Source organism: Polaromonas sp. YR568, from assembly GCF_943369675.1.
Taxonomy (GTDB): domain Bacteria; phylum Pseudomonadota; class Gammaproteobacteria; order Burkholderiales; family Burkholderiaceae_C; genus Polaromonas.
In genome coordinates this window covers 1-24,670 of the sequence record NZ_CALROB020000031.1, presented here as the reverse complement: position 1 = coordinate 24,670, position 24,670 = coordinate 1, and the positions used below count along the sequence as shown (strand labels likewise).

The 24,670-nt window shown below is 65.3% G+C and carries 22 protein-coding genes; 13 read left to right on the top strand and 9 right to left on the bottom strand.

Annotated elements, in window-relative coordinates:
• Positions 1-46: 46 nt before the first annotated feature.
• From ACLV8F_RS16865 to ACLV8F_RS16835, 7 genes are all read left to right on the top strand, one after another.
• Complete coding sequence (locus tag ACLV8F_RS16865; RefSeq protein ID WP_411885360.1) at positions 47-979, top strand: LysR family transcriptional regulator; 933 nt, start codon at positions 47-49, stop codon at positions 977-979.
• Between the two features lie 90 nt (positions 980-1,069).
• On the top strand, positions 1,070-2,629 hold the full coding sequence (locus ACLV8F_RS16860; protein ID WP_411885359.1) for an ABC transporter ATP-binding protein: 1,560 nt from the start codon (positions 1,070-1,072) through the stop codon (positions 2,627-2,629).
• Entirely contained in the window at positions 2,616-3,728 is a 1,113-nt protein-coding gene (locus ACLV8F_RS16855) for an ABC transporter permease (RefSeq protein ID WP_411885358.1), read from the top strand. Before ACLV8F_RS16860 ends, ACLV8F_RS16855 begins: the two co-directional genes overlap by 14 nt.
• Positions 3,728-4,648, top strand: a complete 921-nt coding sequence (locus ACLV8F_RS16850; protein WP_411885357.1) for an ABC transporter permease — start codon at positions 3,728-3,730, stop codon at positions 4,646-4,648. Before ACLV8F_RS16855 ends, ACLV8F_RS16850 begins: the two co-directional genes overlap by 1 nt.
• Positions 4,649-4,706: 58 nt before the next feature.
• Complete coding sequence (locus ACLV8F_RS16845) at positions 4,707-5,864, top strand: BMP family ABC transporter substrate-binding protein (RefSeq protein WP_411885356.1); 1,158 nt, start codon at positions 4,707-4,709, stop codon at positions 5,862-5,864.
• A 200-nt stretch (positions 5,865-6,064) separates the two neighbouring features.
• A complete protein-coding gene (locus ACLV8F_RS16840) occupies positions 6,065-7,108 on the top strand; it encodes an adenosine deaminase (protein WP_411885355.1) in 1,044 nt (347 codons plus the stop codon).
• Between the two features lie 92 nt (positions 7,109-7,200).
• Positions 7,201-8,493, top strand: coding sequence for a YbfB/YjiJ family MFS transporter (locus tag ACLV8F_RS16835; protein WP_411885354.1), 1,293 nt, complete (start codon positions 7,201-7,203; stop codon positions 8,491-8,493).
• Between the two features lie 16 nt (positions 8,494-8,509).
• Here ACLV8F_RS16835 and ACLV8F_RS16830 read toward each other — a convergent pair whose 3' ends face one another.
• Complete coding sequence (locus tag ACLV8F_RS16830) at positions 8,510-8,914, bottom strand: tautomerase family protein (protein WP_411885353.1); 405 nt, start codon at positions 8,912-8,914, stop codon at positions 8,510-8,512.
• A gap of 127 nt (positions 8,915-9,041) precedes the next feature.
• On the opposite strand from ACLV8F_RS16830, the gene ACLV8F_RS16825 reads away from it, so the two are divergent.
• The 4 genes from ACLV8F_RS16825 to guaD all read left to right on the top strand — a co-directional run bounded on the left by ACLV8F_RS16825 (position 9,042) and on the right by guaD (position 12,750).
• Positions 9,042-9,926 carry a LysR substrate-binding domain-containing protein gene (locus ACLV8F_RS16825; RefSeq protein ID WP_411885352.1) on the top strand — a complete coding sequence of 295 codons (885 nt, stop codon included), beginning with the start codon at positions 9,042-9,044 and terminating at the stop codon, positions 9,924-9,926.
• Positions 9,927-10,187: 261 nt separating this feature from the next.
• Positions 10,188-10,823 carry a 7-carboxy-7-deazaguanine synthase gene (gene queE / locus ACLV8F_RS16820; RefSeq protein WP_411885351.1) on the top strand — a complete coding sequence of 212 codons (636 nt, stop codon included), beginning with the start codon at positions 10,188-10,190 and terminating at the stop codon, positions 10,821-10,823.
• Positions 10,824-10,846: 23 nt separating this feature from the next.
• Positions 10,847-11,209, top strand: coding sequence for a 6-pyruvoyl trahydropterin synthase family protein (locus ACLV8F_RS16815; protein WP_411885397.1), 363 nt, complete (start codon positions 10,847-10,849; stop codon positions 11,207-11,209).
• A 251-nt stretch (positions 11,210-11,460) separates the two neighbouring features.
• Positions 11,461-12,750, top strand: a complete 1,290-nt coding sequence (gene guaD / locus ACLV8F_RS16810) for a guanine deaminase (RefSeq protein ID WP_411885350.1) — start codon at positions 11,461-11,463, stop codon at positions 12,748-12,750.
• Between the two features lie 166 nt (positions 12,751-12,916).
• Here the strand turns inward: guaD and ACLV8F_RS16805 are convergent, their stop codons facing one another.
• From ACLV8F_RS16805 to urtA, 8 genes are all read right to left on the bottom strand, one after another.
• The gene (locus tag ACLV8F_RS16805; protein ID WP_411885349.1) at positions 12,917-13,954 is read right to left on the bottom strand and encodes an aliphatic amidase; all 1,038 of its coding nucleotides are present in this window, start codon (positions 13,952-13,954) and stop codon (positions 12,917-12,919) included.
• 160 nt (positions 13,955-14,114) lie between these two features.
• The gene (locus tag ACLV8F_RS16800; RefSeq protein WP_411885348.1) at positions 14,115-14,456 is read right to left on the bottom strand and encodes a zinc ribbon domain-containing protein; all 342 of its coding nucleotides are present in this window, start codon (positions 14,454-14,456) and stop codon (positions 14,115-14,117) included.
• A gap of 17 nt (positions 14,457-14,473) precedes the next feature.
• Positions 14,474-15,703 carry a formamidase gene (gene fmdA / locus ACLV8F_RS16795; protein ID WP_411885347.1) on the bottom strand — a complete coding sequence of 410 codons (1,230 nt, stop codon included), beginning with the start codon at positions 15,701-15,703 and terminating at the stop codon, positions 14,474-14,476.
• A gap of 58 nt (positions 15,704-15,761) precedes the next feature.
• The gene (urtE, locus tag ACLV8F_RS16790) at positions 15,762-16,451 is read right to left on the bottom strand and encodes an urea ABC transporter ATP-binding subunit UrtE (RefSeq protein ID WP_411885346.1); all 690 of its coding nucleotides are present in this window, start codon (positions 16,449-16,451) and stop codon (positions 15,762-15,764) included.
• 10 nt (positions 16,452-16,461) lie between these two features.
• A complete protein-coding gene (gene urtD, locus ACLV8F_RS16785) occupies positions 16,462-17,205 on the bottom strand; it encodes an urea ABC transporter ATP-binding protein UrtD (RefSeq protein WP_411885396.1) in 744 nt (247 codons plus the stop codon).
• A 34-nt stretch (positions 17,206-17,239) separates the two neighbouring features.
• On the bottom strand, positions 17,240-18,427 hold the full coding sequence (gene urtC, locus ACLV8F_RS16780) for an urea ABC transporter permease subunit UrtC (protein WP_411885345.1): 1,188 nt from the start codon (positions 18,425-18,427) through the stop codon (positions 17,240-17,242).
• Positions 18,428-18,466: 39 nt separating this feature from the next.
• A complete protein-coding gene (gene urtB / locus ACLV8F_RS16775; protein ID WP_411885344.1) occupies positions 18,467-19,381 on the bottom strand; it encodes an urea ABC transporter permease subunit UrtB in 915 nt (304 codons plus the stop codon).
• A 113-nt stretch (positions 19,382-19,494) separates the two neighbouring features.
• Positions 19,495-20,757, bottom strand: a complete 1,263-nt coding sequence (gene urtA / locus ACLV8F_RS16770) for an urea ABC transporter substrate-binding protein (RefSeq protein WP_411885343.1) — start codon at positions 20,755-20,757, stop codon at positions 19,495-19,497.
• A 242-nt stretch (positions 20,758-20,999) separates the two neighbouring features.
• On the opposite strand from urtA, the gene ACLV8F_RS16765 reads away from it, so the two are divergent.
• Positions 21,000-24,377, top strand: coding sequence for an ATP-binding protein (locus ACLV8F_RS16765; protein ID WP_411885342.1), 3,378 nt, complete (start codon positions 21,000-21,002; stop codon positions 24,375-24,377).
• Positions 24,370-24,670 (top strand): response regulator (locus ACLV8F_RS16760; RefSeq protein WP_411885341.1); only part of this gene is annotated, 301 nt, incomplete at its 3' end. The genes ACLV8F_RS16765 and ACLV8F_RS16760, both read left to right, overlap by 8 nt.

Sequence of the window (24,670 nt, the reverse complement as noted above, 5' to 3'; positions counted from 1 at the left end):
GCGGCCAGCATACAAAAGCCCGTATTGGCCGCATGGGTGAAAAGGTATGAAAGACCAGGCGCTTTTCGACAAGATAGACCTCCATCTCATCAGGGTCTTGAACACCGTGCTTACTGAACGCAGCGTATCACGCGCCGCCATCCGCCTGGGTATGTACCAGCCCGCCGTCAGCGCGGCGCTCAAGCGCCTGCGCGCGCTGGCCGGAGACCCCATCCTGGTGCGTTCGGGCGCGGGCATGGTGCCCACCGATGCCGGGCTGCGCATGATTGAGCCCTCGGCCAGCATCCTGCGCGCGGCCGGCATGCTGTTCAGCGACGCGCGGGGTTTTGACCCGGCCACGGCCGACGTCACCTTTCGCCTCGCTGCCAGCGACTACCTCGATCCCCTGTTCCTGCCGCAGCTGGTGGCGCAGATCAAGGCCCAGGCGCCGCGCTGCCGCATCGACATCCACCCGCTGTCGGCCGACTCCGACTACCGCGCGCAGCTGGCGCAGGGCGAGGCCGACATCGTGATCGGCAACTGGGCCGCGCCGCCCGACGACCTGCACATGGCGCGCCTGTTCGGCGACGAGGTGGTCTGCCTGGTCGCCAGGGACCACCCGGCCGCGCGCCGCGGCTGGGACACCGCTACCTGGCTGGAGGCCGAGCACATCGCGCCCTCGGCCCTGCACCCGGGCGCCAAGGGCGTGATCGACGAGCACCTGGACACGCTGGGCCTGGTGCGCAACATCACGGTGCGCTGCCCGCATTTCGGCCTGATGCCGTCCATGGTGGCATCGAGCTTGCTGGTGATGACCACCGGCCGCCAGTACTGCGAGCGTTTTGCGGGCATATTGCCCGTCAAAATACTGCCCAGCCCGGTCGCCTTTCCCCGCATGATGTATTACCAGCTCTGGCATGAACGCACGCACGCCTCGAATGCCGCGAAATGGCTGCGCGAGCGGGTCAAGTCCGTGGCTTCCATGCTGCGCAAGGAATAGCGGGTGGCGATGGCAGTCCGGCCCGCGTGAGCCATAAGACAATAGAGAACACAGAACAACAGAAGACGAAAAACGGGATACCACGAGACAATGACCGCAACACCGCCATCGACAGCCAGCCCTTCCGGGCCGCCCCCGCGGCTGCGGCTTGCGGGCATTACCAAAAGCTATCCGGGCGTGGTGGCCAACAGCGGCGTCTCGCTGACGGTGCAGCCGGGTGAAATCCATGCCGTGCTCGGCGAAAACGGGGCCGGCAAATCCACCCTGATGAAAATCATCTACGGCTCCGTGCGGCCCGACGCGGGCAGCGTGGCGGTGGACGGCAAGCCGGTGACGGTGCGCAACCCGCACGAGGCGCGGGCGCTGGGCATCAGCATGGTGTTCCAGCATTTCAGCCTGTTCGACACCCTCACCGTGGCCGAAAACGTCTGGCTCGGGCTGGACAAACATTTAAGCCTGGCCGAGGTCTCCAAACGCATCACCGAGACCACCCAGGCCTACGGCCTGCAGCTGGACCCGACGCGGCCGGTGCACACGCTCAGCGTGGGCGAGCGCCAGCGCGTGGAGATCGTGCGCGCGCTGCTCACGCATCCCAAGCTGCTGATCCTGGACGAACCCACCTCGGTGCTGACACCGCAGGCGGTCGAAAACCTGTTTGTCACCCTGCGCCAGCTGGCGGCGCAGGGCTGCAGCATCCTCTACATCAGCCACAAGCTGCATGAAATCCGCGCACTGTGCACCGCCTGCACAGTGCTGCGCGGCGGCAAGGTGTCGGGCGAATGCGACCCGCGCCAGGAGTCGAACGCGTCGCTTAGCCGCCTGATGATTGGCGCCGAGCCGCCCGCGCTGGAGCACCGCGAGGTGCGCGCCGGCGCCGTGGTGCTGGACGTCAGACAGCTCGACCTGCCCAAGGAAGAACAGTTCGGCGTCGACCTGCAGCAGATTGCCTTGCAGGTGCGCGCCGGCGAGGTCGTCGGCATTGCCGGTGTCTCGGGCAATGGGCAGAAGGAATTGCTCTACGCGCTGTCGGGTGAAGACACACGCGCCGCCGGCGATGCCATCGCGGTCAAGGGCCAAGCCGTCGGCAAGCTCGGGCCGAACCACCGCCGTGCGCTGGGCCTGCATTTTGTGCCGGAAGAACGCCTGGGCCGCGGCGCCGTGCCTTCGCTTTCGCTGGCGCGCAACCTGCTGCTCACGCGCAAGGAGGCCGTCGCCGGCAACGGCTGGCTGAACCGCGGCGCGCTGCAGGCGCAGGCGGCGCGCATCATCGCCGACTACAAGGTCAAGTCGGGCGGCCCGCAGGCGGTGGCCAAGTCGCTGTCGGGCGGCAACCTGCAGAAGTTCATCATGGGCCGTGAAATCGACGCCAAGCCCGCGCTGCTCATCGTCTCGCAACCCACCTGGGGCGTGGACGTGGGCGCGGCCACGCAGATACGCGGCGAGCTGCTCAAGCTGCGCGACGCCGGCTGCGCCGTGCTGGTGGTCAGCGAGGAGCTTGAAGAATTGTTCGACATCTGCGACCGGCTCTACGTGATGGCCAAGGGCCAGCTCTCGCCCTCGCTGCCGCGCGCCGACGCCACGGTGGAACGGGTGGGGCAGTGGATGAGCGGGCTGTGGTCGCAGACGGAGGTGGCCCATGGCGCAGCTTGAAATCCGTCCGCAGCCATCCTCCTTCTGGAGCTACGCCTCGCCGGTGCTGGCGCTGCTGATCACCGTGCTGATAGGCGTGGCGCTGTTCGTGGCGCTCGGCAAGGACCCGGTCAAGGGCCTGCAGGTGTTTTTCTGGGAACCGATCAAGTCGCCGTACGCCATCGGCGAGCTGCTGGTCAAGGCCACGCCGCTGCTCATCATCGCGCTGGGGCTGGCCGTGTGCTTTCGCTCCAATGTCTGGAACATTGGCGCCGAAGGCCAGTTCGTCATGGGTGCGGTCGCGGCCGGCGGCATTGCGCTGCTGGCGCAAAAAACCACCGGCCCCTGGATCATCCCGGCCATCCTCCTCGCCGGCGTCATGGGCGGCATGCTGTGGGCCGGCATCACGGCCCTGCTGCGCGACCGCTTCAATGCGAATGAAATCCTGGTCAGCCTGATGCTGGTCTACGTGGCCGACATGGTGCTCAACTTCCTGGTCTTCGGCCCCTGGAAGGACCCCAATGGCTACAACTTCCCGCAAACCAAGACCTTTGAGGCGGTCACGCAGATTCCGCGCCTCATGCAGGGCTCGCGCGTGAACATCGGCATCATCCTGGCGCTGCTGGGCGTGGCGGGTCTGTGGCTGTTTTTGTTCCGCACCTATGCGGGCTTCCGGCATGAGGTCAGCGGCCTGGCGCCGGCGGCCGCGCGTTATGCTGGCTTCTCGTCGCGCCGCGCGCTGTGGCTGGCGCTGCTCACGTCCGGCGGCGCGGCCGGCCTGGCCGGCGCGCTGGAAGTGGCCGGCCCCATAGGCCAGCTCACACCCTATGTGCCGGCGGGCTACGGCTTTGCCGCCATCATCGTGGCCTTTGTCGGGCGGCTGCATCCGGTGGGCGTGGTGTTCTCGGCCATTTTGATGAGCATGTTCTACATAGGCGGCGAGCTTGCGCAGTCGCGCCTGGGCCTGCCCAAGTCCATCACCGGCGTGTTCCAGGGCCTGCTGCTGTTCAGCCTGCTGGCCTGCGACACCCTGATCGCATATCGCTTGCGGCTGGCCAAACCCATCACCATCCCGGTGGCCACACCGCCGTCTTCCGACGTCCTGAAAGGAGCCGAGTGATGGAGTCGACCGCACTGCTGATCGCCGCGACGCTGAGCGCCGGCACCGTGCTGGCCATCGCGGCCCTGGGCCTGCTGATCAATGAAAAAGCCGGCATTGTCAACCTGGGCGCCGAGGGCATGATGCTGTGCGCCGCAATCGCCGGCTTTGCCACCGTGGTGCACACCGGCAACAGCTGGCTGGGCTTTGCGGCCGGCATGGCGGCGGGGGCATTCCTGGCGGCCATTTTTGGCGTGCTGGTGATCTGGCTCAACACCAACCAGTACGCCACAGGCCTGGCGCTCAGCCTCTTCGGCGCGGGCTTTTCGGCCTTTGCCGGCATCAAGTACGTGCAGGAGAAACTGCCTGAGCAGTCGCAATACCCGATCCCCTTCCTGGCCGACGTGCCGCTGCTGGGCCCGGCGCTGTTCCGCCAGCACCCCATGGTCTACATCGCGATGGCGCTGACGGCCGGGCTCATCTGGTTTTTGTACCGCACGCGCGCCGGCCTGGTGCTGCGCTCGGTCGGCGAAAGCCCTGAATCGGCCCATGCGCTGGGCTACCCGGTGCGGCGCATACGGCTGGCGGCCGTGGTGGCCGGCGGCGCGCTGTGCGGCCTGGCCGGCGCCTATGTGTCGGTGGTCTATACGCCGCTGTGGGTCGAGGGCATGATCGCCGGCAAGGGCTGGATCGCCCTGGCCCTCACCACCTTTGCCACCTGGCGCCCGGCACGGGTGTTGCTTGGTGCCTACCTGTTCGGTGGCGTGACCATGCTGCAGTTCCACCTGCAAAGCCTGGGCGTGAACGTGCCCACGCAGTTTTTGACCATGCTGCCCTACCTGGCCACCATCGTGGTGCTGGTGCTGATCTCGCGCAACCCGCTGTGGATTCGCGTCAACATGCCCAGTTCCATCGGCAAGCCGTTTTACCCCGGCGCCTGAAGTTTCCGCCGCATAATTGCATTTTTTCGCCCCCTTCCTTTCATGAAAGCGAGATGACATGACCGACCTGCACAAACGTTCCCTGCTCAAGCTGGCAGCCCTGTCCGCCGTGGCCGCGGCAGCCCTGGCCGGTTGCGGCAAAAAGGAAGAGGCGGCGCCTGCCGCTCCGGCCGCCGCGCCTGCGGCTTCAGCCCCCGCCGCCAAGGCCGAGCCCCTGAAAATTGCGTTCGCCTACGTCGGCCCCGTGGGCGACGGCGGCTGGACCTATGCGCACGACAACGGCCGCAAGGCCGTGCAGAAAGAGTTCGGCGACCGGGTCGTCACCAGCTTCGTCGAAAAAGTGCCTGAGTCGGCCGACGCCGAGCGCGTGATCCGCGACATGGCGGCCCAGGGCAACAAGCTGATCTTCGGCACCACCTTCGGCTACATGGAGCCCATGCTCAAGGTCGCAGGCGACACCAAGGACGTGAAGTTCGAGCACGCCACCGGCTACAAGCAGGCCGACAACATGCGCACCTACGACAGCCGCACCTACGAAGGCGCCTACATGGCCGGCGTGATCGCCGGCAAGATGAGCAAGACCGGCACGCTGGGTGTGGTCGGCTCGGTGCCGATTCCCGAAGTGGTGCGCAACATCAACAGCTTCACGCTGGGCGCGCAGTCGGTCAACCCCAAGGTCAAGACCAAGGTGGTGTGGGTCAATGAATGGTTCAACCCGCCCAAGGAAACCGAAGCCGCTACCGCCCTGATCAACGGCGGCGCCGACGTGCTGTTCCAGAACACCGACTCCTCCGCCGTGCTGCAGACCGCCGAAAAAATGGGCAAGCGCGCCTTCGGCTGGGATTCGGACATGACCGCCTACGGCCCCAAGGCCCACCTGGCATCGGCCGTGATCAACTGGGGCCCTTACTACATCAAGGCCGTGGGTGAGGCGCTGGACGGCAAATGGACCGGCAACACCGCCTCCTGGTGGGGCGTCAAGGAAGGCGCGATCGACATCGTGTCGATTGCCGCCGACGTGCCCGACGACACCAAAAAACGCATCGACGAAGTCAAGGCCGGCCTGAAGGACGGCAGCTTCTCCATCTGGAAGGGCCCGATCACCGACAACACCGGCAAGGAACTGCTGGCCAAGGACGTGGTGGCTGACGACAAATTCCTGGGTGGGCTGAAGACTTACGTCAAGGGCGTTGAAGGCAAGGTTCCGGGTAACTGAACTCTTGCCTTCCTTTGGGAGGGCAGGGGCATTACTCCCTCTCCCTCTGGGAGAGGGCAGGGGTGAGGGCCAGCGGCCTGCCTTGTAGCGCGGCGTCGTTTCGTCAGCCGCTGGCCCTCACCCTAACCCTCTCCCAGAGGGAGAGGGGATAAATCCCGGTTCGGCTGCCTTCGGGCAGCTTTTTGTTTTTAGGGAGCCATATGACTTTCGCCGTCAAACCCGTGGCCGCCGACCGCCTTCCCGCGCTGCTGGCCAGCATGCCCAAGGCCGAGCTGCACATGCACATCGAGGGCTCGCTGGAGCCCGAGCTGATCTTCGCGCTGGCCGGCCGCAACAAGGTGCAGATCCCCTACGCCAGCGTCGAAGAACTGCGCAGCGCCTACGCCTTCACCAACCTGCAGAGCTTTCTCGACATCTATTACGCCGGCGCCAGCGTGCTGATCACCGGGCAGGATTTTTACGACATGGCGCAGGCCTACCTGCGCAAGGCCGCGGCCGACAACGTCGTGCACACCGAGATGTTCTTCGACCCGCAGACGCATACCGCGCGCGGCGTCGGCATGGAGACCGTCATCACCGGCCTGCACCGCGCCTGTGTGGACGCGCAGGCCGAACTCGGCGTCAGCGCTTCGCTGATCCTGTGCTTTCTGCGCCATCTCAGCGAGGAAGAAGCGTTCGAGACGCTGGAGCAGGCCTTGCCGTTTCGCGACAAGTTCATCGGCATAGGCCTGGATTCCGGCGAGGTCGGCAACCCGCCCGAGAAGTTCGCGCGTGTGTTCGCGCGCTGCCGTGAGCTGGGCTTTCACCTGGTCGCCCATGCCGGCGAAGAAGGCCCGCCCGAATACGTCTGGACGGCGCTCGACGTTTTGAAGGTCGAGCGTGTGGACCACGGCGTGCGTTCCAGTCGCGACGCAGCGCTGATGCGACGCCTGGCCCAAGACCGCATTCCACTCACCGTGTGCCCGCTGTCCAACCTCAAGCTCTGCGTGTTTCCCGACCTGGCCAGCCACAACCTGCGCGAGTTGCTGGATGCCGGCCTGGCCGCCACCGTCAACTCGGACGACCCGGCTTATTTCGGCGGCTACATGAACGACAACTTCCTGCAGACCTTCGCGGCCACCGGCATGGACGCCCGCCATGCCTACACGCTGGCGCGCAACAGCTTTGAAGCCAGCTTTATCGATGCCTCGGCCAAGGCGCGTTATGTTGATCGCCTCGACGAGAGCTTTGAGCGCTTCAATTAAGCGCGGCGGGGGTATTCAGGCGATTGCCAGCTTGGCCGGCGGCTCAAACGTATGATCCGGGTAGAACCCTGAAGCAAGCAAGGATCCCGGGCATGGCATCGACACCGCAAGCACAACAAGCGCCATCCGCCGCATCGCACGGCGCCTGGCCTATCGCCCTGGCCGGTCTGGTCGCACTGGCCGTCGCCATGGGCATAGGCCGTTTTGCCTTCACGCCGCTCCTGCCCATGATGTTGAGCGACGGCGTGGTCGACCTGCCGACCGCCAGCTGGCTGGCCAGCGCCAACTACTTCGGCTACATGCTGGGTGCGATTCTCTGCACGCTGCAGCCTTGGCTCTGGGCGCGTTTCAAGGGCTTGCCCTCGCTGGCCTATTCCTCGCTGGTGCGCGGCGGGCTGATTGCCACGGCCGTCCTCACGCTGGCCATGGGCTGGCACTTTCCCGCTATCTGGCCCCTGCTGCGATTCGCGGCGGGCGTGGTCAGCGCGGTGGTGTTTGTGTTCACTTCAGGCTGGTGCCTGTCGCAGCTGGCCAAACGCGGTGTGCCCGCGATGGGCGGCATCATCTACGTCGGCCCGGGCGCCGGCATCCTGGTCAGCGGCCTGTTCGCCACCGGCATGGTGGCCTGGCACTGGACGGCGGCCACGGGCTGGATGCTTTTCGGCGCGCTGTCGTTTGTGCTGGCCGCCTCGGTGTGGCACATCCTGCGCGGCGGCGACGAGCGCCTGATCGCGCTGGCGCCGCGCGCCGCCCCCTTGCCCGGCGCGGCGCCCCAGCACCACGGCCATGCCGAAATGACGCTGCTGACGCTGGCCTACGGCCTGGCCGGTTTCGGCTACATCATCACCGCGACTTTTTTGCCGGTGATCGCGCGCGCGGCCTTGCCGGGCTCGGCCTGGCTGGACATGTTCTGGCCCATCTTCGGGCTGGGCGTGATGATAGGCGCGCTGCTGGCCACGCGGCTGCCGCCCGGCAAGGACTTCCGTTTGCTGCTGGCCGGCTGCTACGTCCTGCAGGCGCTGGGCATTGCCGCCAGCCTCTGGAGCCCCAGCCTCGCGGGTTTTGCCATCGGCAGCCTGATGCTGGGCATCCCGTTTACCGCCATCACCTTTTTTGCGATGCAGGAAGTGCGCCGCCTCAAACCCGCCACGGCCGCCAGTTTCATGGGCCTGCTGACGGCCACCTACGGCATAGGCCAGATCCTCGGCCCCCCGCTGGTCGCCGTGCTGCTGCGCCACACGCCCAACGCGGGCGCGGGCTTCACGATCTCGCTGGAAATCGCCGCCGCCACGCTGGTGGTGGGCGCGGCGCTCTACATCTGGATGGCCAAGGCTTACCCGGTGCTGCGTGCGCTGCCGGCCAGCCATGCCGCGGCCGGCAAATAAGCCAGGCGCTTTCTTTTCAGCCCGGGCCGGGCTGCTGCACCAGGGCCATGGCGAACTTGCCGCCGCCCACCGACCAGTCCGAGTAGTCGTTCTCGTGCATGAAGATGAAGACGTCATCAGGCGCCACACCGGCATTGGCCTTCAGGTTGCGGGCAATGGCGGCGTAGAGGGCGCGTTTCATCGCATCGCTGCGGCCGCGCCGCAGCGTGATCTCGACGACGACGGGTTTGTCCGAGCGCGCCATGCCGTTGAAGGTCCGGTTGAAGAAAAACTGCTGCGCGTCGTAATCGCTCACCATGTTGAAAAGCTCGTCTTCAGGCATGCCAATGCTTTTGACCAGGGCCTGGTGTATGCCGTCGGCGATGCCTTGCCGATGTTCCTGGCTGGTGCTCTGGTGGACGTTGGTGCGGATAAAAGGCATGTGATTTTTCCTCAATTGAAATAAGCGGCACAGTGAAGCCTTTGCCGGCATTTCGGGAATTTTGTCAATCAACGGCCTTCAAGGAAAACGATTTCTTCGCGCCTCCTATGTGTCATAAACTCACATGATGACGCGCCGCCTCCCACCCCTGAACGCCTTGCGCGCGTTTGAAGCCGCCGCCCGCCTGGGCCGCATGACGGCCGCCGCGGAAGAACTCTCGGTCACGCCCGGCGCCATCAGCCGGCAGGTGCGGCAACTCGAACAGGCGCTGGGCGCAACGCTGTTCGAGGGCGCCAAAAACAAGCCGCAACTGACGGCCGCCGGCGCCTCGCTGTGGCCGGCGCTATCGGCCGCGCTGGACCAGATGGAAACGGCCGTGCGTGAAGTGCGCAGCGGCGAGGCCGGTACGCTGGACGTGTCCTGCTTCAGCACCTTCACCGTCAAATGGCTGATTCCGCGTCTTTACGAATTCAATGCCTTGCACCCGGATACCGAAATCCGCCTCAGCGCGACCGGGGATGCGGTGGACCTGGACCGCGGCCGTTACGACCTCGTCATCACGGTCGCCGAACGCGGCAGCCCCGCCTCGGCCACCTTGCTGCCGCTGTTTGTAGAGCGCCTGGGGCCGGTCATGGCGCCCGCGCTGGCGGCCAGGGTGGATGTGCGCACCCCCCAGGACCTGGCCCGCCTGCCGCTGCTGCACACCAAAACCCGGCCCGAGGCGTGGCAGGCCTGGTGCGATTCCCGGGGCGCCGGTTTCCCGGTTCAGGGCGGCCCGGCGTTCGAGCACTACTACTTCACGCTGGAGGCCGCGGTGGGCGGGTTGGGCGTCTGTATCGCGCCCTGGCACCTGGTCATGGACGACCTGCGGGCCGGCCGCCTGGTGGCGCCGCTGGGCTTTGCGGAAAGTGACTACCAGTACGTGGCCATGCGCAGGGCCGGGCCGCATGCACGGCTGGACAGCTTCTGCGGCTGGCTGCAACAGCAGGCACGCGAGATGCCCGTGCCTTGAGGCCCGAATCCGCCCCAAAACCCCTGAAATCCCGCCATTCGGCCCGAGCCGCTAAAATCAAGGCCTTCAGCGTGCCGCCCCGGCGCGCCAGCATCCTGTTTCTTCCGGGGCCATGTAGAGGACTACCATGTATAAAAACCTCGCGACCCCCGGTCTTTCGGCTTGTGTGGGCGCCTGTTTTATTTCTCCCGTTTCATCCCTTGTTTCGCACCGGCCATTGCCTGGGGCGGGCTGCGGCCGTGGCCGCGCGAAGGCCGCGCCATGAGCTACCAGGTCAAGGAAATCTTCTACACACTGCAGGGCGAAGGCGCCAATGCCGGGCGACCTGCGGTGTTTTGCCGCTTCGCCGGCTGCAACCTGTGGTCCGGCCGCGAACAGGACCGCGCCACCGCCGTCTGCCAGTTCTGCGACACCGACTTTGTCGGCACCAACGGCACGCTGGGCGGCAAATTCGCCGATGCGGATGCGCTGGCTGCCCGCATTGCCGCGCAATGGCCGGCCGGCGACAGAGCGCACCGCTTTGTCGTGATGACGGGTGGCGAGCCGCTGCTACAGGTGGACGCGGAACTGATCGCGGCCCTGCACGCGCGCGGTTTCCAGATCGCCGTTGAAACCAACGGCACCATTGCCGCGCCCGAGGGCATTGACTGGATCTGCGTGAGCCCCAAGGCCGGCGCCCCCTGGGTGCAGCGCGCGGGCCAGGAACTCAAGGTGGTCTGGCCCCAGCCGAGTTTTGACCTGGCCGAACTGGAGGCCGCCGACTTCACGCACCGCTACCTGCAGCCCATGGACAACCCGCAGCGCCAGCGCAACACCGAAACCTGCATACAGCTGTGCATGGAGCGCCCGGCCTGGCGCCTGAGCCTGCAGACCCACAAGATCACGGGCATCCGATGAAAAAGCTTCCCAAGCCAGAACCCATGCGCTGCGAGATCAGCCAGACTTTTTACTTTGACGCGGCCCACACGCTCAAGCGCGCCATCGAGGCCGAGAGCAGCAAGCGCGTGCACGGCCACACCTACAACGCCGAGGTTTTCCTGGCCGGTACGCCCGACGCGGCCACCGGCATGGTGATGGACCTGGGCCTGGTGCGGCGCGAAATCGCCGTGCTGCGCGAGGAACTGGACCACCACCTGCTCGACGACGTGAAAGACCTGGGCCCGCCCACGCTGGAAAACCTCTGCCAGTTCATCTTCCGCAAGCTTGACGCGCGGCTGCCTGGCTTGACTTCGGTGCGCGTGTGGCGCGCCTCGCTGGGTGATGGTTGCCGCGTGAGCCGCTGAAAAACCTCACCTAACTCTCTGCTACGGGGCAGAGGGATAAAGTTTTGCTCCCTCTCCCTCTGGGAGAGGGCAGGGGTGAGGGCTGGCGGCTTGGCAATGGCGCGGCGGTGTTTCGTGCGCCGCAGGCCCTCACCCTAACCCTCTCCCAGGGGGAGAGGGGATGAACCGGGGAGAGGGCGGGGGCGGCGCACGATAGCCCTTATCGGTTTTTACATATCGCCGCGTGCGGCAGCTGCGGTAACCTAGCCCCCATGAAAGCCTACCGCGCCGCCCTTCTGTATTTCACCGGCACCGCCCAGGCCGCCTACGAGGCTGATGGCCTGCTCGTGGTGGGCCCCGATGCGCAAGGCCGCCAGGTGGTTCAGGCCGTAGGCAGCTACCAGGCACTGGGCGCGCGCTTTGCCGAAGTCCCCACCGAACATCTGCCGGGCCGCATCATCGCGCCGGGTTTTGTGGACATGCACATCCACTACCCGCAGCTCGACGTGATCGGCTCCCCGGCTGACGGCTTGCTGCCCTGGCTGGAGAACTACACCTTTCCCGAGGAAAGCCGCTTCTCCGGCGCCGGGCACAGTGCGGAGGTCGCGGATTTTTTCCTTGCCGAACTGCTGCGCAACGGCGTGACCACCGCGCTGGTCTTTGCGACCTCGCACACCGGATCCGTCAACGCCTTGTTCACCGCCGCGCAAAAAGCCGGCCTGCGCCTGATGACCGGCAAATGCCTGATGGACCAGAACTCGCCCGAGGGCGTGCGCGACGACACGGTACAAAGCCTGGCGGACACCGAAGCCTTGATCCAGCGCTGGCACGGCGTGGACCGGCTGGGTTACGCGATCACGCCGCGTTTTGTGCCCAGCTGCAGCGAGGCGCAGCTGCGCGGCGCCGGCGAGCTGGCCGCCAAATACCCGGATGTGTGGATACAGTCCCACGTCGCCGAGAACAAGGATGAAATCGCCTGGGTGCACAAGCTCTACCCCGAGGCGCGCAGCTACCTGGGCGTCTATGAACAGTTCGGCCTGCTGCGCCCGCGCGCCGTGTATGCCCACTGCATCCACATCGACGACGAAGACCGCGCGCTGATGCGCAGCACCGGCACGGCGGCGGCGGTCAGCCCGACCAGCAACCTGTTCCTGGGCAGCGGCTTTTTTGACTACGAGGGTGCCGAGCGCATCGGCTTTCCCTATGGTCTCGCCAGCGACGTGGGCGGCGGCACTTCCTTCAGCCCTTTCCACACCATGCTCGCGGCCTATTACGTGGGGCGCGAAGGGCAGACCAAGCCCGGCCTGTCGCTCTCGCCGCAGCAGCTGTGGTGGCAGCACACGGCGGGCGCTGCGCGCGCGCTGGGGCTGGACGGCGTGGTGGGTAACCTGCAGCCGGGCTGCGAGGCCGATTTTGTGATCCTCAACCCGAAAGCCACGCCGCTGCTGGCGCGCAAGACCGCGCTGGCCGGCAAGCTCGATGAGCTGCTGTTTGCGCTGATCGTGCTGGGGGATGACCGGGTGATTGAGCGGACGGTGATTTCGCAGGCCACCGGCGGCTGAACCATCTTGCTCCCTCTCCCTCTGGGAGAGGGCAGGGGTGAGGGCTGGCGGCCTGGGTGTGGCGCGGCGGTGTTTCGTGCGCCGCTGGCCCTCACCCTAACCCTCTCCCAGGGGGAGAGGGGATAAGAGGAGGGAGAGGGGAAGCAGGAAGAGAGGCTGAACTGGCTCAAGCCACCACGCTGCTCTGGTTCGGAAGCCCCTCCATGGGCGCTTCATCCGTGCCAATCGTCGTCCGCGTGAACGACTCCACCTGCTGGCGCGCGGCCTCGGGGTCGCGCAGCCAGTCGGCGTAAAAGGTGAACGGGCAGGTCGGTGTTCCCTTGTCGCCGTCGCCCGAGTTGATCATGCCGGTGTAGCCGCGGTGCAGCAGCTTGAACAAATGGTTTTCCGACTGGCCGTTGCGGCGGAAGTCGCGGATCAGGCTCTTGGACAGTGCCGCGTACTGCACACCCATTTCCTCCTCGCCGCATTCGCCCAGCGTGCGGCCGTCAAAGCCTATCAGCGCCGAGTGGCCGAAATAGGAATACACGCCGTCAAAACCCGAGGCATTGGCCACCGCCACATAGGTGTTGTTGGCAAAGGCCATGGCCTTGGAGATCAGGATCTGCTGCTCCTTGGCCGGGTACATATACCCCTGGCAGCGGACGATGAGCTCGGCGCCCTTCATCGCGCAGTCGCGCCAGATCTCGGGGTAGTTGCCGTCGTCGCAGATGATCAGGCTGATCTTCATGCCCTTGGGCCCGTCGCTCACATAGGTGCGGTCGCCGGGGTACCAGCCTTCGATCGGCACCCAGGGCATGATCTTGCGGTACTTCTGCACGATCTCGCCCTGGTCGTTCATCAGGATCAGTGTGTTGTAGGGCGCCTTGCGCGGGTGCTCCTCGTGCCGCTCGCCGGTCAGCGAGAACACGCCCCAGACCTTGGCGCGCCGGCAGGCGGCCGCGAAGATCTCGGTCTCAAATCCCGGCACCGTGGCGGCGTTCTCATGCATCTCCTTGCTGTCGTACATGATGCCGTGGGTGCTGTACTCGGGGAAGATCACCAGGTCCAGGCCCGGCAGGCCCTTCTTCATGCCTTCGAGCATGCGCGCGATGTTGTTCGCGTTCTCGACCACCTCGGCTTTGGTGTGAAGCCGCGGCATCTTGTAATTGACCACCGCCACGCCGACGGTGTCCTTGCTGCTTGAAATATCGCCGTGAATCATGTCGTGCTCCTTCTGCAGTTGGGTAACTCATTTCGCCAATCGCACCCCGCAACCATCCGCGTGGTTCCTGCCAGGAACAGCGCGGAACTGGCTTTGCCAGGCCGCAGGTGTTGCCCCCTGAGGGGGAAGCGCCGCAGGCGCCTCGGGGGGGAGCCCATTTCTAGTGGCTGATCATCCAGGGGCGCTTGCTCGGAAAGGCCTTGTTGCCGTTGGGTGCCGTCAGCGTGGCGCCGCGCTTGCCGCTTGAGCAGCAACCGCAGCCGGCCGGGTGCTTGAGCCGCGCGTAGTCGCCCGATCGCTTGGGCTCATGCCGCGCGCGCTCGTTGGTGTCCATCGCGCGGCGCGCGCCGTCCTCCATCAGTGCCAGCGAGGGCGCGACGGAGAGGATGCGCGCCGCGGGGCCGCCACAGGCCGGGCAGGCGGCCGCCTGGTTGCGCATGGAGACCGAGCGCAGCGCGTCGAAGCTGCCGCATTGCGGGCAGTCGTAGTCATAGGTGGGCATGGTGCGCGCCTTCCGTGTCAGGGCAGGTCGTGCGACAGCGGCATGCTGATCTTGCCGTCGATGTGCTTGATCGGCCCCGACGCGTTCGGGTTGATGTCGAAGTCGAAGATGCCGGTCGGCAGCCACAGCGTGGCGCAGGAATTCGGCACGTCGACCACGCCGCTGATGTGGCCCTGCACCGGCGCCGTGCCCAGGATGGAATAGGCCTGTGCGCCCGAGTAGCCGAACTTCTTCAGGTACTCGATGGCGTTCAGGCAGGCCTGGCGGTAGGCGACGTTGACGTCCAGGTAGTACTGCTTGCCGGCCTCGTCGACCGAGATGCCTTCGAAGATCAAATAGTCGTCGTAGCGCGGCGTGATCACGCTGGGCTTGAAGATGGGGTTCTTGATGCCGTACTTGGCCATGCCGCCCTTGATCAGCGTGACCTTCATGTGCACCCAGCCGGCCATCTCGATGGCGCCGCAGAAGGTGATTTCGCCGTCGCCCTGGCTGAAGTGCAGGTCGCCCACCGACAGGCCCGCGCCGTCAACGTAGACCGGGAAAAAGACCTTGGAGCCGCGCGACAAATCCTTGATGTCGCAGTTGCCGCCGTGCTCGCGCGGCGGCACGGTGCGCGCGCCCTCGGCCGCGGCCTTGTCGCGCGCCGCGCCCGTCATCTTGCCCATGTGGGCCGTGCCGGCCGAAGGCGGGTTGGCCAGGCCCGTGCGCGTCGGGTCGCTGTCGATCAGCGCCTGCTCGCGCGTGTTCCAGGTCTCCAGCATGGCCTTGTCGGGCAGGCAGCCTATCAGGCCGGGGTGGATCAGGCCGGCGAAGTTCACGCCCGGAATGTGGCGCGAGCTCGTGAACATGCCCTTGAAGTCCCAGATCGATTTTTGCGCTTCGGGGAAATGGTCGGTCAGGAAGCCGCCGCCGTTCTTCTTGCTGAAGAAACCGTTGAAGCCCCAGAGGCTGTCCTGCTTGGCGCCTATGTCCAGCAGGTCCACCACCAGCAGGTCGCCGGGTTCCGCGCCCTTGACGCCGACGGGGCCCGAGAGGTAGTGCACGGTGCTCAGGTCGATGTCGCGCACGTCGTCGGCGCTGTCGTTGTTCTTGATGAAGCCGCCGGTCCAGTCGAAGGTTTCCAGGATGAAGTCATCGCCCGGGTTGACCCAGCAGGCCATGGGGATGTCCGGGTGCCAGCGGTTGTGGATGTTTTCATTGAGGGTGGGCGACTTCGTCAGGTCAACCTTGATCAGCGTGTCGGTCATGCCATATCTCCTGTGGTGGTGAATAAAGAAAAAGGAAAAAAGAAAGGAAAGCGAAAGATCAGACGGAAAGAAACTGCTTGATGCGCGCCGTGTCGGTGCCGGCGCGGGTGCTTTCATGCACCAGTTGCCCGCCCTCGATGACGAAGAGCCGGTCGGCCACGTCCATCGCGAAGCTCAGCACCTGCTCCGACACCACGATGGTGATTTCGCGCATCTTGCGGATTTCGTTCAGGGCCTTGGCGATGTCCTTGATGATGGAAGGCTGTATGCCCTCGGTCGGTTCGTCCAGCAGCAGCACCTTGGGGTTGGTCACCAGCGCGCGGGCAATCGCCAGCTGCTGCTGCTGGCCGCCCGAGAGGTTGCCGCCCTTGCGGCTGCGCATGTCGAAGAGCACCGGGAACAGCGCGTAAATTTCTTCCGGAATCTGCTTGTGTTTGGCGTTTTCCAGGCCGGTCAGGATGTTCTCCTGCACCGTCAGCGTCGGGAAAATCATGCGGCCCTGCGGGACGTAGGCCACGCCCTTGGCCACGCGCTGGTAGCTCTCGTCCTTGGAGATGTCCAGGCCGTCGACTTCAATCGTCCCGGACTTGAGCGGCAGGATGCCGATCAGCGACTTGAACAGCGTGGTCTTGCCCATGCCGTTGCGGCCCATGATGGCCACGGTTTCGTTCTTCTTGGCGCTGAAGGTGATGCCGTGCAGCGCCTCGCTCTGGCCGTAGCTGACGTGGAGGTTGTTGACGTTGAGCATGGTTTTCTCCTTAGTGGCCCAGGTACACGTCGATCACGCGCGGGTCGGCCTGCACTTTCTCCATCGATCCTTCGGCCAGGATCTTTCCCTGGTGCATGACGGTCACCTTGTCGGCGATGCGCTTGACGAACTCCATGTCGTGCTCGATGACGATCATGGCGCGGCCCTTGCAGATGCGTTTGAGCAGTTCGGCCGTCAGCTCGCGCTCGCGCACGCTCATGCCGGCAATCGGTTCGTCCAGCATCAGCAATTCCGGGTCCTGCATCAGCAGCATGCCGATCTCCAGCCACTGCTTCTGCCCGTGCGAGAGCAGTCCGGCTTCGGTGTCCACCTGGCCGTCCAGGCCGATCTCGGCTGCCACGGCCTGCACACGGGCCTTGACTTCCTCGGTGCGCTTGAAGAACAGCGCGCCGAACACGCCGCGCCCGCGCGGGAAGGACACTTCCAGGTTCTGGAAGACGCTGAGGTTCTCGTAGATGGACGGCGTCTGGAACTTGCGGCCTATGCCTGAGCGCACGATCTGGTACTCGGGCAGCCTGGTCATCTCCGTGTTCTTGAACTTGATGCGGCCGTGACTGGCGCGTGTCTTGCCGCAGATCAGGTCCAGCAGCGTGGTCTTGCCCGCGCCGTTGGGGCCGATGATCACGCGCAGCTCGTTCTGGTCGACGTAGAGGTTCAGGCTGTCGATGGCCTTGAAGCCGTCGAAGGACACCGTCAGGTCTTCGACCGACAGCACAAAGTCATTGGGGCTCATGGCGGGGGCGATCATGGTGGCGTGTCCTTTGTGTTCAGGTCTGCTGGCTGCTCAGGCCGGCGGGCAGCGTGGGCGTTTCATGCGTCGTCGCGGCCGGGGGCGCCGTGGGTGGCGCGGCAGGCGGTACGGCCTTCTCGCGGCGCGCAAACCGTTTGGCCAGCCAGGGCTTGACGCGCTGCGTGTAGACACCGGCCAGGCCGTCGGGGAAGGCCAGCACCACGCCCAGGAACATGCCAGCCATCAGGAACAGCCAGAGGTCGGGAAAGCTCTCGGAGAAATAGGTCTTGCCGAAGTTCACCAGCAGCGCGCCGTAGACCGCGCCCACCAGCGACATGCGCCCGCCCACGGCGGCGAAGATCACCATCTCGATGGAGGGCACGATGCCGACCAGCGAGGGCGACATAAAGCCGACCTGCAAGGTGAACATCGCGCCGCCCACGGCCGACAGCATGGCCGCGAGGCAGAAGGCGAAGACCCGGAACATGGCCACGTCGTAGCCCGAAAAACGCACGCGGTCTTCCTTGTCGCGCATGGCCAGCAGCAGCGTGCCCAGCTTGCTTTTCTGGATCCAGGTGCACAGCATGATGGCGCCCAGCAGCAGGCCCACGGTGAGGAAGTAGAGGATGTACTTGGCGCTGTCGGTGCGCGTGTCCCAGCCCAGGATGGTCTTGAGGTCGGTCATGCCGTTGACGCCGCCGGTGTAGCCCTGCTGGCCGATGATGAGCACCGTGAGGATGAGCGCCACGGCCTGCGTGATGATGGCGAAGTACACACCGCCCACACGCCGCTTGAACATGGCGTAGCCGATGATGAAGGCCAGCAGCGTGGGCACCACCAGGATCAGCAGCAGCGTCAGCGGGAAGGACTGGAAGGGCTTCCACCAGATCGGCAGCGCGGTGATCTGGTTCCAGTCCATGAAGTCGGGAATGCCGGGGGTGGACTGGATCTTGGTGGTGATGGGGTCGCTGGCTTCGAGCTTCAAAAACATCGCCATGCCGTAGCCGCCCAGGCCGAAGAACACGCCCTGGCCCAGGCTCAGCACGCCGCCGTAGCCCCACAGCATCACCAGGCCCAGCGCGACGAAGGAATAACTGAGGTATTTGCCCACGAGGTTGAGGCGGAACAAATCCAGCGCGAGGGGAAAGGCCACCAGCAGCACCAGGGCCAGCAGGGCGACGTTGCCCAGGCCGTTGCGCACTATCCATTGCTTGAGGCTGTTCATGAAAAACTCCGGTTGTCTAGATGGAAATCAGGTGAAAGCTCAGCGCCGAACCTTGGAGGCGAACAGGCCTTGCGGGCGCAGCATCAGGATGGTCACGATGGTCATCAGCGTCAGCACCTTGGCCATGGAGCCGGTCATGAAGAACTCGGCGATGGACTGGGTCTGTGCGATGCCGAAGGCCGAGACCACGGTGCCCAGCAGGCTGGCGGCGCCGCCGAAGGTGACGACCAGGAAGGCGTCGACGATGTAGAGCGAGCCGCTGGTCGGGCCGGTGGAGCCTATGGTGGTGAAGGCCGCGCCGGCCACGCCGGCGATGCCGCAGCCGATGGCGAAGGTCAGGCGGTCGGTCTTTTTGGTGTTGATGCCGGTGGCGTTGGCCATCACGCGGTTGGCGACGGTGGCGCGCACGCGCAGGCCCCAGCGCGACTTGTGCAGCGCGATCAGCACGCCGCAGGTCACCACCAGGGTCAGCGCCATCACGAACATGCCGTTGATGGGAATGTCCAGGCCTTCAGCCGGGGCCCAGGAACCCATCAGCCACTCGGGCAGCGTGGGGCTGACTTCCTTGGCGCCGAAGGTGGTGCGAAAGATCTGCTGCATGCCCAGCGACAGGCCCCAGGTGGCCAGCAGGGTGTCCAGCGGGCGCTTGTAGAGGTGGCGTATGAAGGCCCATTCGGCCAGCCAGCCGACGGCGAAGGCAAAGATGAAGGCCGCGACGATGGCAAACGGGAAGTAAGCCTGCACAAAGCCGGGTGCGTAGGTTTCCGACAGGTGCGAAAACAGGTAAATCGTGTAGGCGCCTATGGTCATGAACTCGCCATGCGCCATGTTGATGACGCCCATCTGGCCGAAGATGATGGCCAGTCCCAGGCCCATGAGCAGCAGTACGGAAAACAGGCTGAGCCCGGCAAAGCCTTGCATCAGGCCGATGTTGAGCATTTCGGAAAGATTCATGGTGGGGCTCCGGTGCGGCGGGTCAATCAAAAAACAATGCGTCAGTCAAGAAAGCCCCTGCCGGCTCACCCCGCCACACGGCGGAATGAACCGGTAGGGGCCAGCGCGCTCGCTTACTGGTAGCCCTTGGGGAAGGGGTTGGGTTCGATCAGGGCCGGGGATTCGGCGACCACCTTGAACTGGCCGTCCGCCTGCGCCTGGCCGATGCGGGCCTTGCTCCACAGGTGGTGGTTTTCATGCAGCTTCACGTAGCCTTCGGGTGCGGTCTTGAGTTCGATGCCGGCGGAAGCCGCGGCGATCTTGTCCACGTCGAAGCTGCCGGCTTTCTCGACCGTTGCTTTCCACAGCCAGGGGCCGAGGTAGCCGGCCTGCGTCACGTCGCCGATCACCGCATCCTTGCCGTACTTGGCCTTGAAGGCCGTCACGAAAGCCTTGTTGTTGGGGTTGTCCAGCGACTGGAAGTACTTCATGGAGGCGTAGAAGCCGTTCATGTTTTCACCGCCAATGCCCAGCACTTCGTCTTCCGTCACCGAGATGGTCAGCAGGAACTGCTTGGCGGCGGTGACGCCGGCGGCTTTGAGCTGCTTGTAGAAGGCCACGTTGGAGCCGCCGACCACCGCGATGAAGATGCAGTCGGGTTTGGCGACCTTGATCTTGTTGATCAGCGAGTTGAAGTTGGTGTGGCCCAGCGGGTAGTACTCTTCGCCGACGACCTTGCTGCCGGTCAGGTGGGCTTCAATGTGCTTGCGGCCGATCTTCATCGAGGTGCGCGGCCAGATGTAGTCGGAGCCGACCAGGAAGAAGGTCTTGGCTTTCTTTTCTTTCGACGCCCAGTCCAGGCCGTAAAGGATTTGCTGCGTGGCTTCCTGGCCGGTGTAGATCACGTTCTTGCTCTGCTCCAGGCCTTCGTAAAAGGTCGGGTAGTAGAGCATGCCGTTTTCTTTTTCGAAGATGGGCAGCACGGCCTTGCGCGAGGCCGAGGTCCAGCAGCCGAACACGGCGGCGACCTTGTCGTTGACCAGCAGCTTCTTGGATTTTTCGGCGAAGGTCGGCCAGTCGGAGGCGCCGTCTTCCTTGATGACCTTGATCTTGCGGCCGAGCACGCCGCCCATGGCGTTGATCTGGTCGATGGCGAGTTGCTCGGCCTGGATGGAACCCGTCTCGGAAATCGCCATGGTGCCGGTGGCCGAGTGCAGCTGGCCTACGGTCACTTCGGTGTCGGTGACGGCCAGCTTGGTGGTGTTGACCTTGGCCGTGGGGAATTGCTGGGCTTGTGCCCAGCCGGGCAGGCCGGCCAGCGGCAGGGCCGCGGCGACGCCCTGCATGAGGCGGCGGCGGTTGATGAAGGAAGATGGGTCGCGATCGTCGTTGGACATGCTGGGCTCCTGCGGTTGATGAAAAGTGAAAACGTGAAAAGGTGAAAGAAAAAACTGACGCAATAAAAAGAGGAAGGCTTACGGTTGGGTCAGGTGAATCATGTTCACAAGGGCTGCGCATCCCTATACGTCAATCAACGTAGCCCCCCTTGCTGGTGCGCTGCACCAGATGCGGGCACACTTCTTGCGGGACGTTGGGGAGTGAGTTGCCGCAGCCCTACGGCCGATTGACGGAGACCGCCTTGACCATCGCCACCCAGAAAATTTTCCGTATTCGACGCGAGTACAACGCGTGGGTGGCCGACGAATCCATCGAGGACTACGCGCTGCGCTACACGCCGCGCGGCTTTCGCAAGTGGTCGGAGTGGCGCGTGGGCAACACGGCCTTCGGCGCCATGTCCTTCCTGGCGCTGGAGGCCATAGGCGGCGCCATCGCGCTCAACTACGGCTTCACCAACGCGCTGTGGGCCATCCTGGTGGTGGGGCTGATCACCTTCTTCACGGGCCTGCCCATTAGTTACTACGCGGCGCGCTACGGCGTGGACATGGACTTGCTGACGCGCGGCGCCGGCTTCGGCTACCTGGGCTCGACCATCACCTCGCTGATCTACGCGAGCTTCACTTTCATCTTCTTCGCGCTGGAGGCGGCCATCATGGCGCTGGCGCTGCAGATGTACCTGGACATCCCGATCGCCTGGTGTTATGTGATCAGCGCCGTGGTCATCGTGCCCATGGTGGTCCGCGGCATCACGCTGATCTCGCGCCTGCAGATGTGGACGCAGCCGCTGTGGGGCGTGCTGCTGCTCTTGCCTTACCTGGCGGTGCTGTGGAAGAACCCGCAGGCGTTTTCGGACTTCACGGGCCTCACCGGCCGCACCTCGGGCAGCAGCGAGTTCGACCCGCTCATGTTTGGTGCGGCGGCCACCGTGGCGTTCTCGCTTGTGGTGCAGATCGGCGAGCAGGTCGACTTCTTGCGCTTCCTGCCTGAAAAGACGCACGCCAACCGCCGGCGCTGGTGGGCCGCGGTGCTGATGGCCGGGCCGGGCTGGATTGTGCTGGGCATGCTGAAGATGCTGGGCGGCGCCTTCCTGGCCTTCCTGGTGCTGCAGCATGAGCTGCCGGCCTCCAAGGCGGTGGAGCCCACGCAGATGTATTTGGCGGGCTTCGCCTACGTCTTCAGCGACCCGGCCTGGATCCTCGCCGCGACCGTGGTCTTCGTCGTGGTGTCGCAGCTCAAGATCAACCTGACCAATGCCTACGCCGGCTCGCTCGCATGGTCGAACTTCTTCGCGCGCCTGACTCACAGCCACCCGGGCCGTGTGGTGTGGCTGGTGTTCAACGTGGCCATTGCGCTGCTGCTGATGACGCTCGACGTCTTTTCCGCGCTCGAAAAAGTGCTGGGCCTTTACAGCAACGTGGCGATTGCGTGGGTGGGCGCGCTGGTGGCCGACCTTGTCATTAACAAGCCCCTGGGCCTAAGCCCGCCGGGCATCGAGTTCAAGCGCGCGCACCTGTACGACATCAACCCGGTGGGCCTGGGCTCCATGCTGCTGGCGACGGTGGTGTCGGTGTTCGCCTATACCGGTGCCATGGGCCCCAAGGCCGAGGCCTTTTCGCCTTTCATCGCGCTGGGCATGGCGCTGGTGCTGTCGCCGCTGCTGGCCTGGTTGACCAAGGGGCGCTACTACGTCGCGCGCAAGCCGCAGGCCATGGGCGTGCCGGGCCAGAGGGTGCGCTGCCACGTCTGCGAAAACGCTTTCGAGGCCGAAGACATGGCCAGCTGCCCGGCCTACGGCGCGCCCATCTGCTCGCTGTGCTGCACGCTGGAGTCGCGCTGCCACGACCGCTGCAAGACGCGCTCGCGCGCCGCCGAGCAGGCCGAGGAATTTTTAAGCAAGCTGCTGCCCAGCGCGTTGTCCAGCCGCGTGAACTTCCGCGTCGGTCACTACATGGTGGTGATGCTGTCGCTGTGCGCTTTGCTGGCCACGGTGATGGGCATGGTCTACATGCAGGAGACGACCTTCCCGCCCTCGGGCGATCTCCCGGGCCTGCTGCGTTCTGCTTTTGTGAAAGTCTTCGCCATGCTGTTGCTGATCGTCGCGGTCTGCAGCTGGTGGGTGGTGCTGGGCAGCGAAAGCCGGCGCATGGCGCAGGACGAATCGAACCGGCAGAACCAGTTGCTGTCGCGCGAGATCGAGGCGCACCAGCGCACCGATGCCGCGCTGCAGACCGCCAAGGAAGTGGCCGAGTCGGCCAACCAGGCCAAGACGCGCTACGTGGCCGGCATGACGCACGAGTTGCGCACGCCGCTCAACAGCATCCTGGGCTATTCGCAGATTCTGCTGAAAAGCGAGGCGCTAGCCAGCACCCCGCGCGTCGCCGTGCAGACCATACAGCGCAGCGGCGAGCACCTGCTGCAACTCGTCGACGGCCTGCTGGACCTGGCGCGCATCGAGGCCGGCCGCTTGCGGCTGGAGCCGATTCCCGTGCCGCTGCCCGACTTCCTCGAAGGGCTGGTCAGCATGGTGAGGCCGCAGGCAGAAGCCAAGGGCGTGGATTTTTTCTACACCCACAGCGGCCGCATGCCGGCCTGGGTGCAGGCCGACGCCAAGCGGCTGCGCCAGATCATCATCAACCTGCTGAGCAATGCGGTGATGTTTACCGACACGGGCAGCGTGAAGCTGCATGTGGACTGCCGGCGCGAGGTGATCCGCTTCGACGTGGTGGACACCGGCATAGGCATCGCGCCGCAGGACCAGCAGCGCATCTTTTTGCCCTTTGAGCGCGGCGCCGCGGGCCGCCGCCGCGGCGAGCCCGGCACCGGCCTGGGCCTGACCATCACCGGCCTCCTGACCGCGCTGATGGGCGGCGACCTGACCCTGCAAAGCGAGCCTGACAAGGGCAGCACCTTCAGCGTGCGCCTGTATTTGCGCGAGATCGACGACCCCGGCCCGCTGGCCGACCCGCCGCACCAGATCGCCGGCTTCTTCGGCAAGCGCAGGACGCTGCTGGTGGTGGACGACCAGCCGGTGCAGCGCCAGATGCTGGCCGGCATGCTCACGCCGCTGGGCTTTGACGTGAAAGAGGCGGCCAGCGGCCTGGAGTGCATAGACAGCCTCAAGGACGGTGTGCCCGACGCCATCCTGCTGGACATCAGCATGGACGACATGGATGGCTGGGAAACCGCGCTGCAGATACGCCACAGGGGCTATGACAGCGTGCCCATCATCGTGGTGTCGGCCAATGTGTTTGAGAACCAGGCCTCGCGCCTCAAGGCGTCGGGCTGCCAGGCTTTTGTCGGCAAGCCGGTGCTCGAATCGGAATTGATGGACGCCTTGCAGCGCCACCTGGGGCTCGAGTGGGTGACCTCCGTGGTCTCGCCGTCGCCGCTGGCCGCCGGCGGGGCCGGGGAAAGCACGCTGGGCCTGCCCGAGGAGGCGCGCGCCGGGCTGATACGCCTGGTGAAGCTGGGCCATGTGCACGGCCTGCACCGCCTGCTGGACCGCGTCACGGCCGAAGACCCGGCGCTGGCCGCCAGTTGCGCCCGCTTGCGTGGCTTTGTGAGTCGCTGCGAACTGGAGCTGCTGCTGGATCATTTGACGGAGGACGTTGATGCTTGAGGCCACGGAAGAGCAACGCCCGGTGGTGCTGGTGGTGGACGACGCCCCCAGCAGCCTGGGCAAGCTGTGCGACACGCTGGAAGGCGAGGGCTACACCGTGCTGGTGGCGCGCGACGGCGATTCGGCGCTGCAGCGCCTGGAGCGGGTCGCGCCCGACGCCATCCTGCTGGACGCCGTCATGCCCGGCCTCTCGGGCTTTGACACCTGCCGGCAGATCAAGGCCAACCCCGTGATGGCGCACATCCCGGTGATCTTCATGACGGGCCTGTCGGAGACGCCGCACGTGCTCGAAG

Coding starts and splice junctions, on each gene's coding strand:
- urtB (WP_411885344.1), bottom strand. CDS start 19,381: ATGAATCTTTCCGAAATGCTCAACATCGGCCTGATGCAAGGCTTTGCC.
- ACLV8F_RS16825 (WP_411885352.1), top strand. CDS start 9,042: ATGACGCGCCGCCTCCCACCCCTGAACGCCTTGCGCGCGTTTGAAGCC.
- ACLV8F_RS16835 (WP_411885354.1), top strand. CDS start 7,201: ATGGCATCGACACCGCAAGCACAACAAGCGCCATCCGCCGCATCGCAC.
- ACLV8F_RS16860 (WP_411885359.1), top strand. CDS start 1,070: ATGACCGCAACACCGCCATCGACAGCCAGCCCTTCCGGGCCGCCCCCG.
- ACLV8F_RS16845 (WP_411885356.1), top strand. CDS start 4,707: ATGACCGACCTGCACAAACGTTCCCTGCTCAAGCTGGCAGCCCTGTCC.
- ACLV8F_RS16805 (WP_411885349.1), bottom strand. CDS start 13,954: ATGATTCACGGCGATATTTCAAGCAGCAAGGACACCGTCGGCGTGGCG.
- queE (WP_411885351.1), top strand. CDS start 10,188: ATGAGCTACCAGGTCAAGGAAATCTTCTACACACTGCAGGGCGAAGGC.
- ACLV8F_RS16830 (WP_411885353.1), bottom strand. CDS start 8,914: ATGCCTTTTATCCGCACCAACGTCCACCAGAGCACCAGCCAGGAACAT.
- guaD (WP_411885350.1), top strand. CDS start 11,461: ATGAAAGCCTACCGCGCCGCCCTTCTGTATTTCACCGGCACCGCCCAG.
- ACLV8F_RS16815 (WP_411885397.1), top strand. CDS start 10,847: ATGCGCTGCGAGATCAGCCAGACTTTTTACTTTGACGCGGCCCACACG.
- ACLV8F_RS16865 (WP_411885360.1), top strand. CDS start 47: ATGAAAGACCAGGCGCTTTTCGACAAGATAGACCTCCATCTCATCAGG.
- fmdA (WP_411885347.1), bottom strand. CDS start 15,703: ATGACCGACACGCTGATCAAGGTTGACCTGACGAAGTCGCCCACCCTC.
- ACLV8F_RS16840 (WP_411885355.1), top strand. CDS start 6,065: ATGACTTTCGCCGTCAAACCCGTGGCCGCCGACCGCCTTCCCGCGCTG.
- ACLV8F_RS16800 (WP_411885348.1), bottom strand. CDS start 14,456: ATGCCCACCTATGACTACGACTGCCCGCAATGCGGCAGCTTCGACGCG.
- ACLV8F_RS16850 (WP_411885357.1), top strand. CDS start 3,728: ATGGAGTCGACCGCACTGCTGATCGCCGCGACGCTGAGCGCCGGCACC.
- urtE (WP_411885346.1), bottom strand. CDS start 16,451: ATGCTCAACGTCAACAACCTCCACGTCAGCTACGGCCAGAGCGAGGCG.
- urtA (WP_411885343.1), bottom strand. CDS start 20,757: ATGTCCAACGACGATCGCGACCCATCTTCCTTCATCAACCGCCGCCGC.
- urtC (WP_411885345.1), bottom strand. CDS start 18,427: ATGAACAGCCTCAAGCAATGGATAGTGCGCAACGGCCTGGGCAACGTC.
- urtD (WP_411885396.1), bottom strand. CDS start 17,205: ATGAGCCCCAATGACTTTGTGCTGTCGGTCGAAGACCTGACGGTGTCC.
- ACLV8F_RS16855 (WP_411885358.1), top strand. CDS start 2,616: ATGGCGCAGCTTGAAATCCGTCCGCAGCCATCCTCCTTCTGGAGCTAC.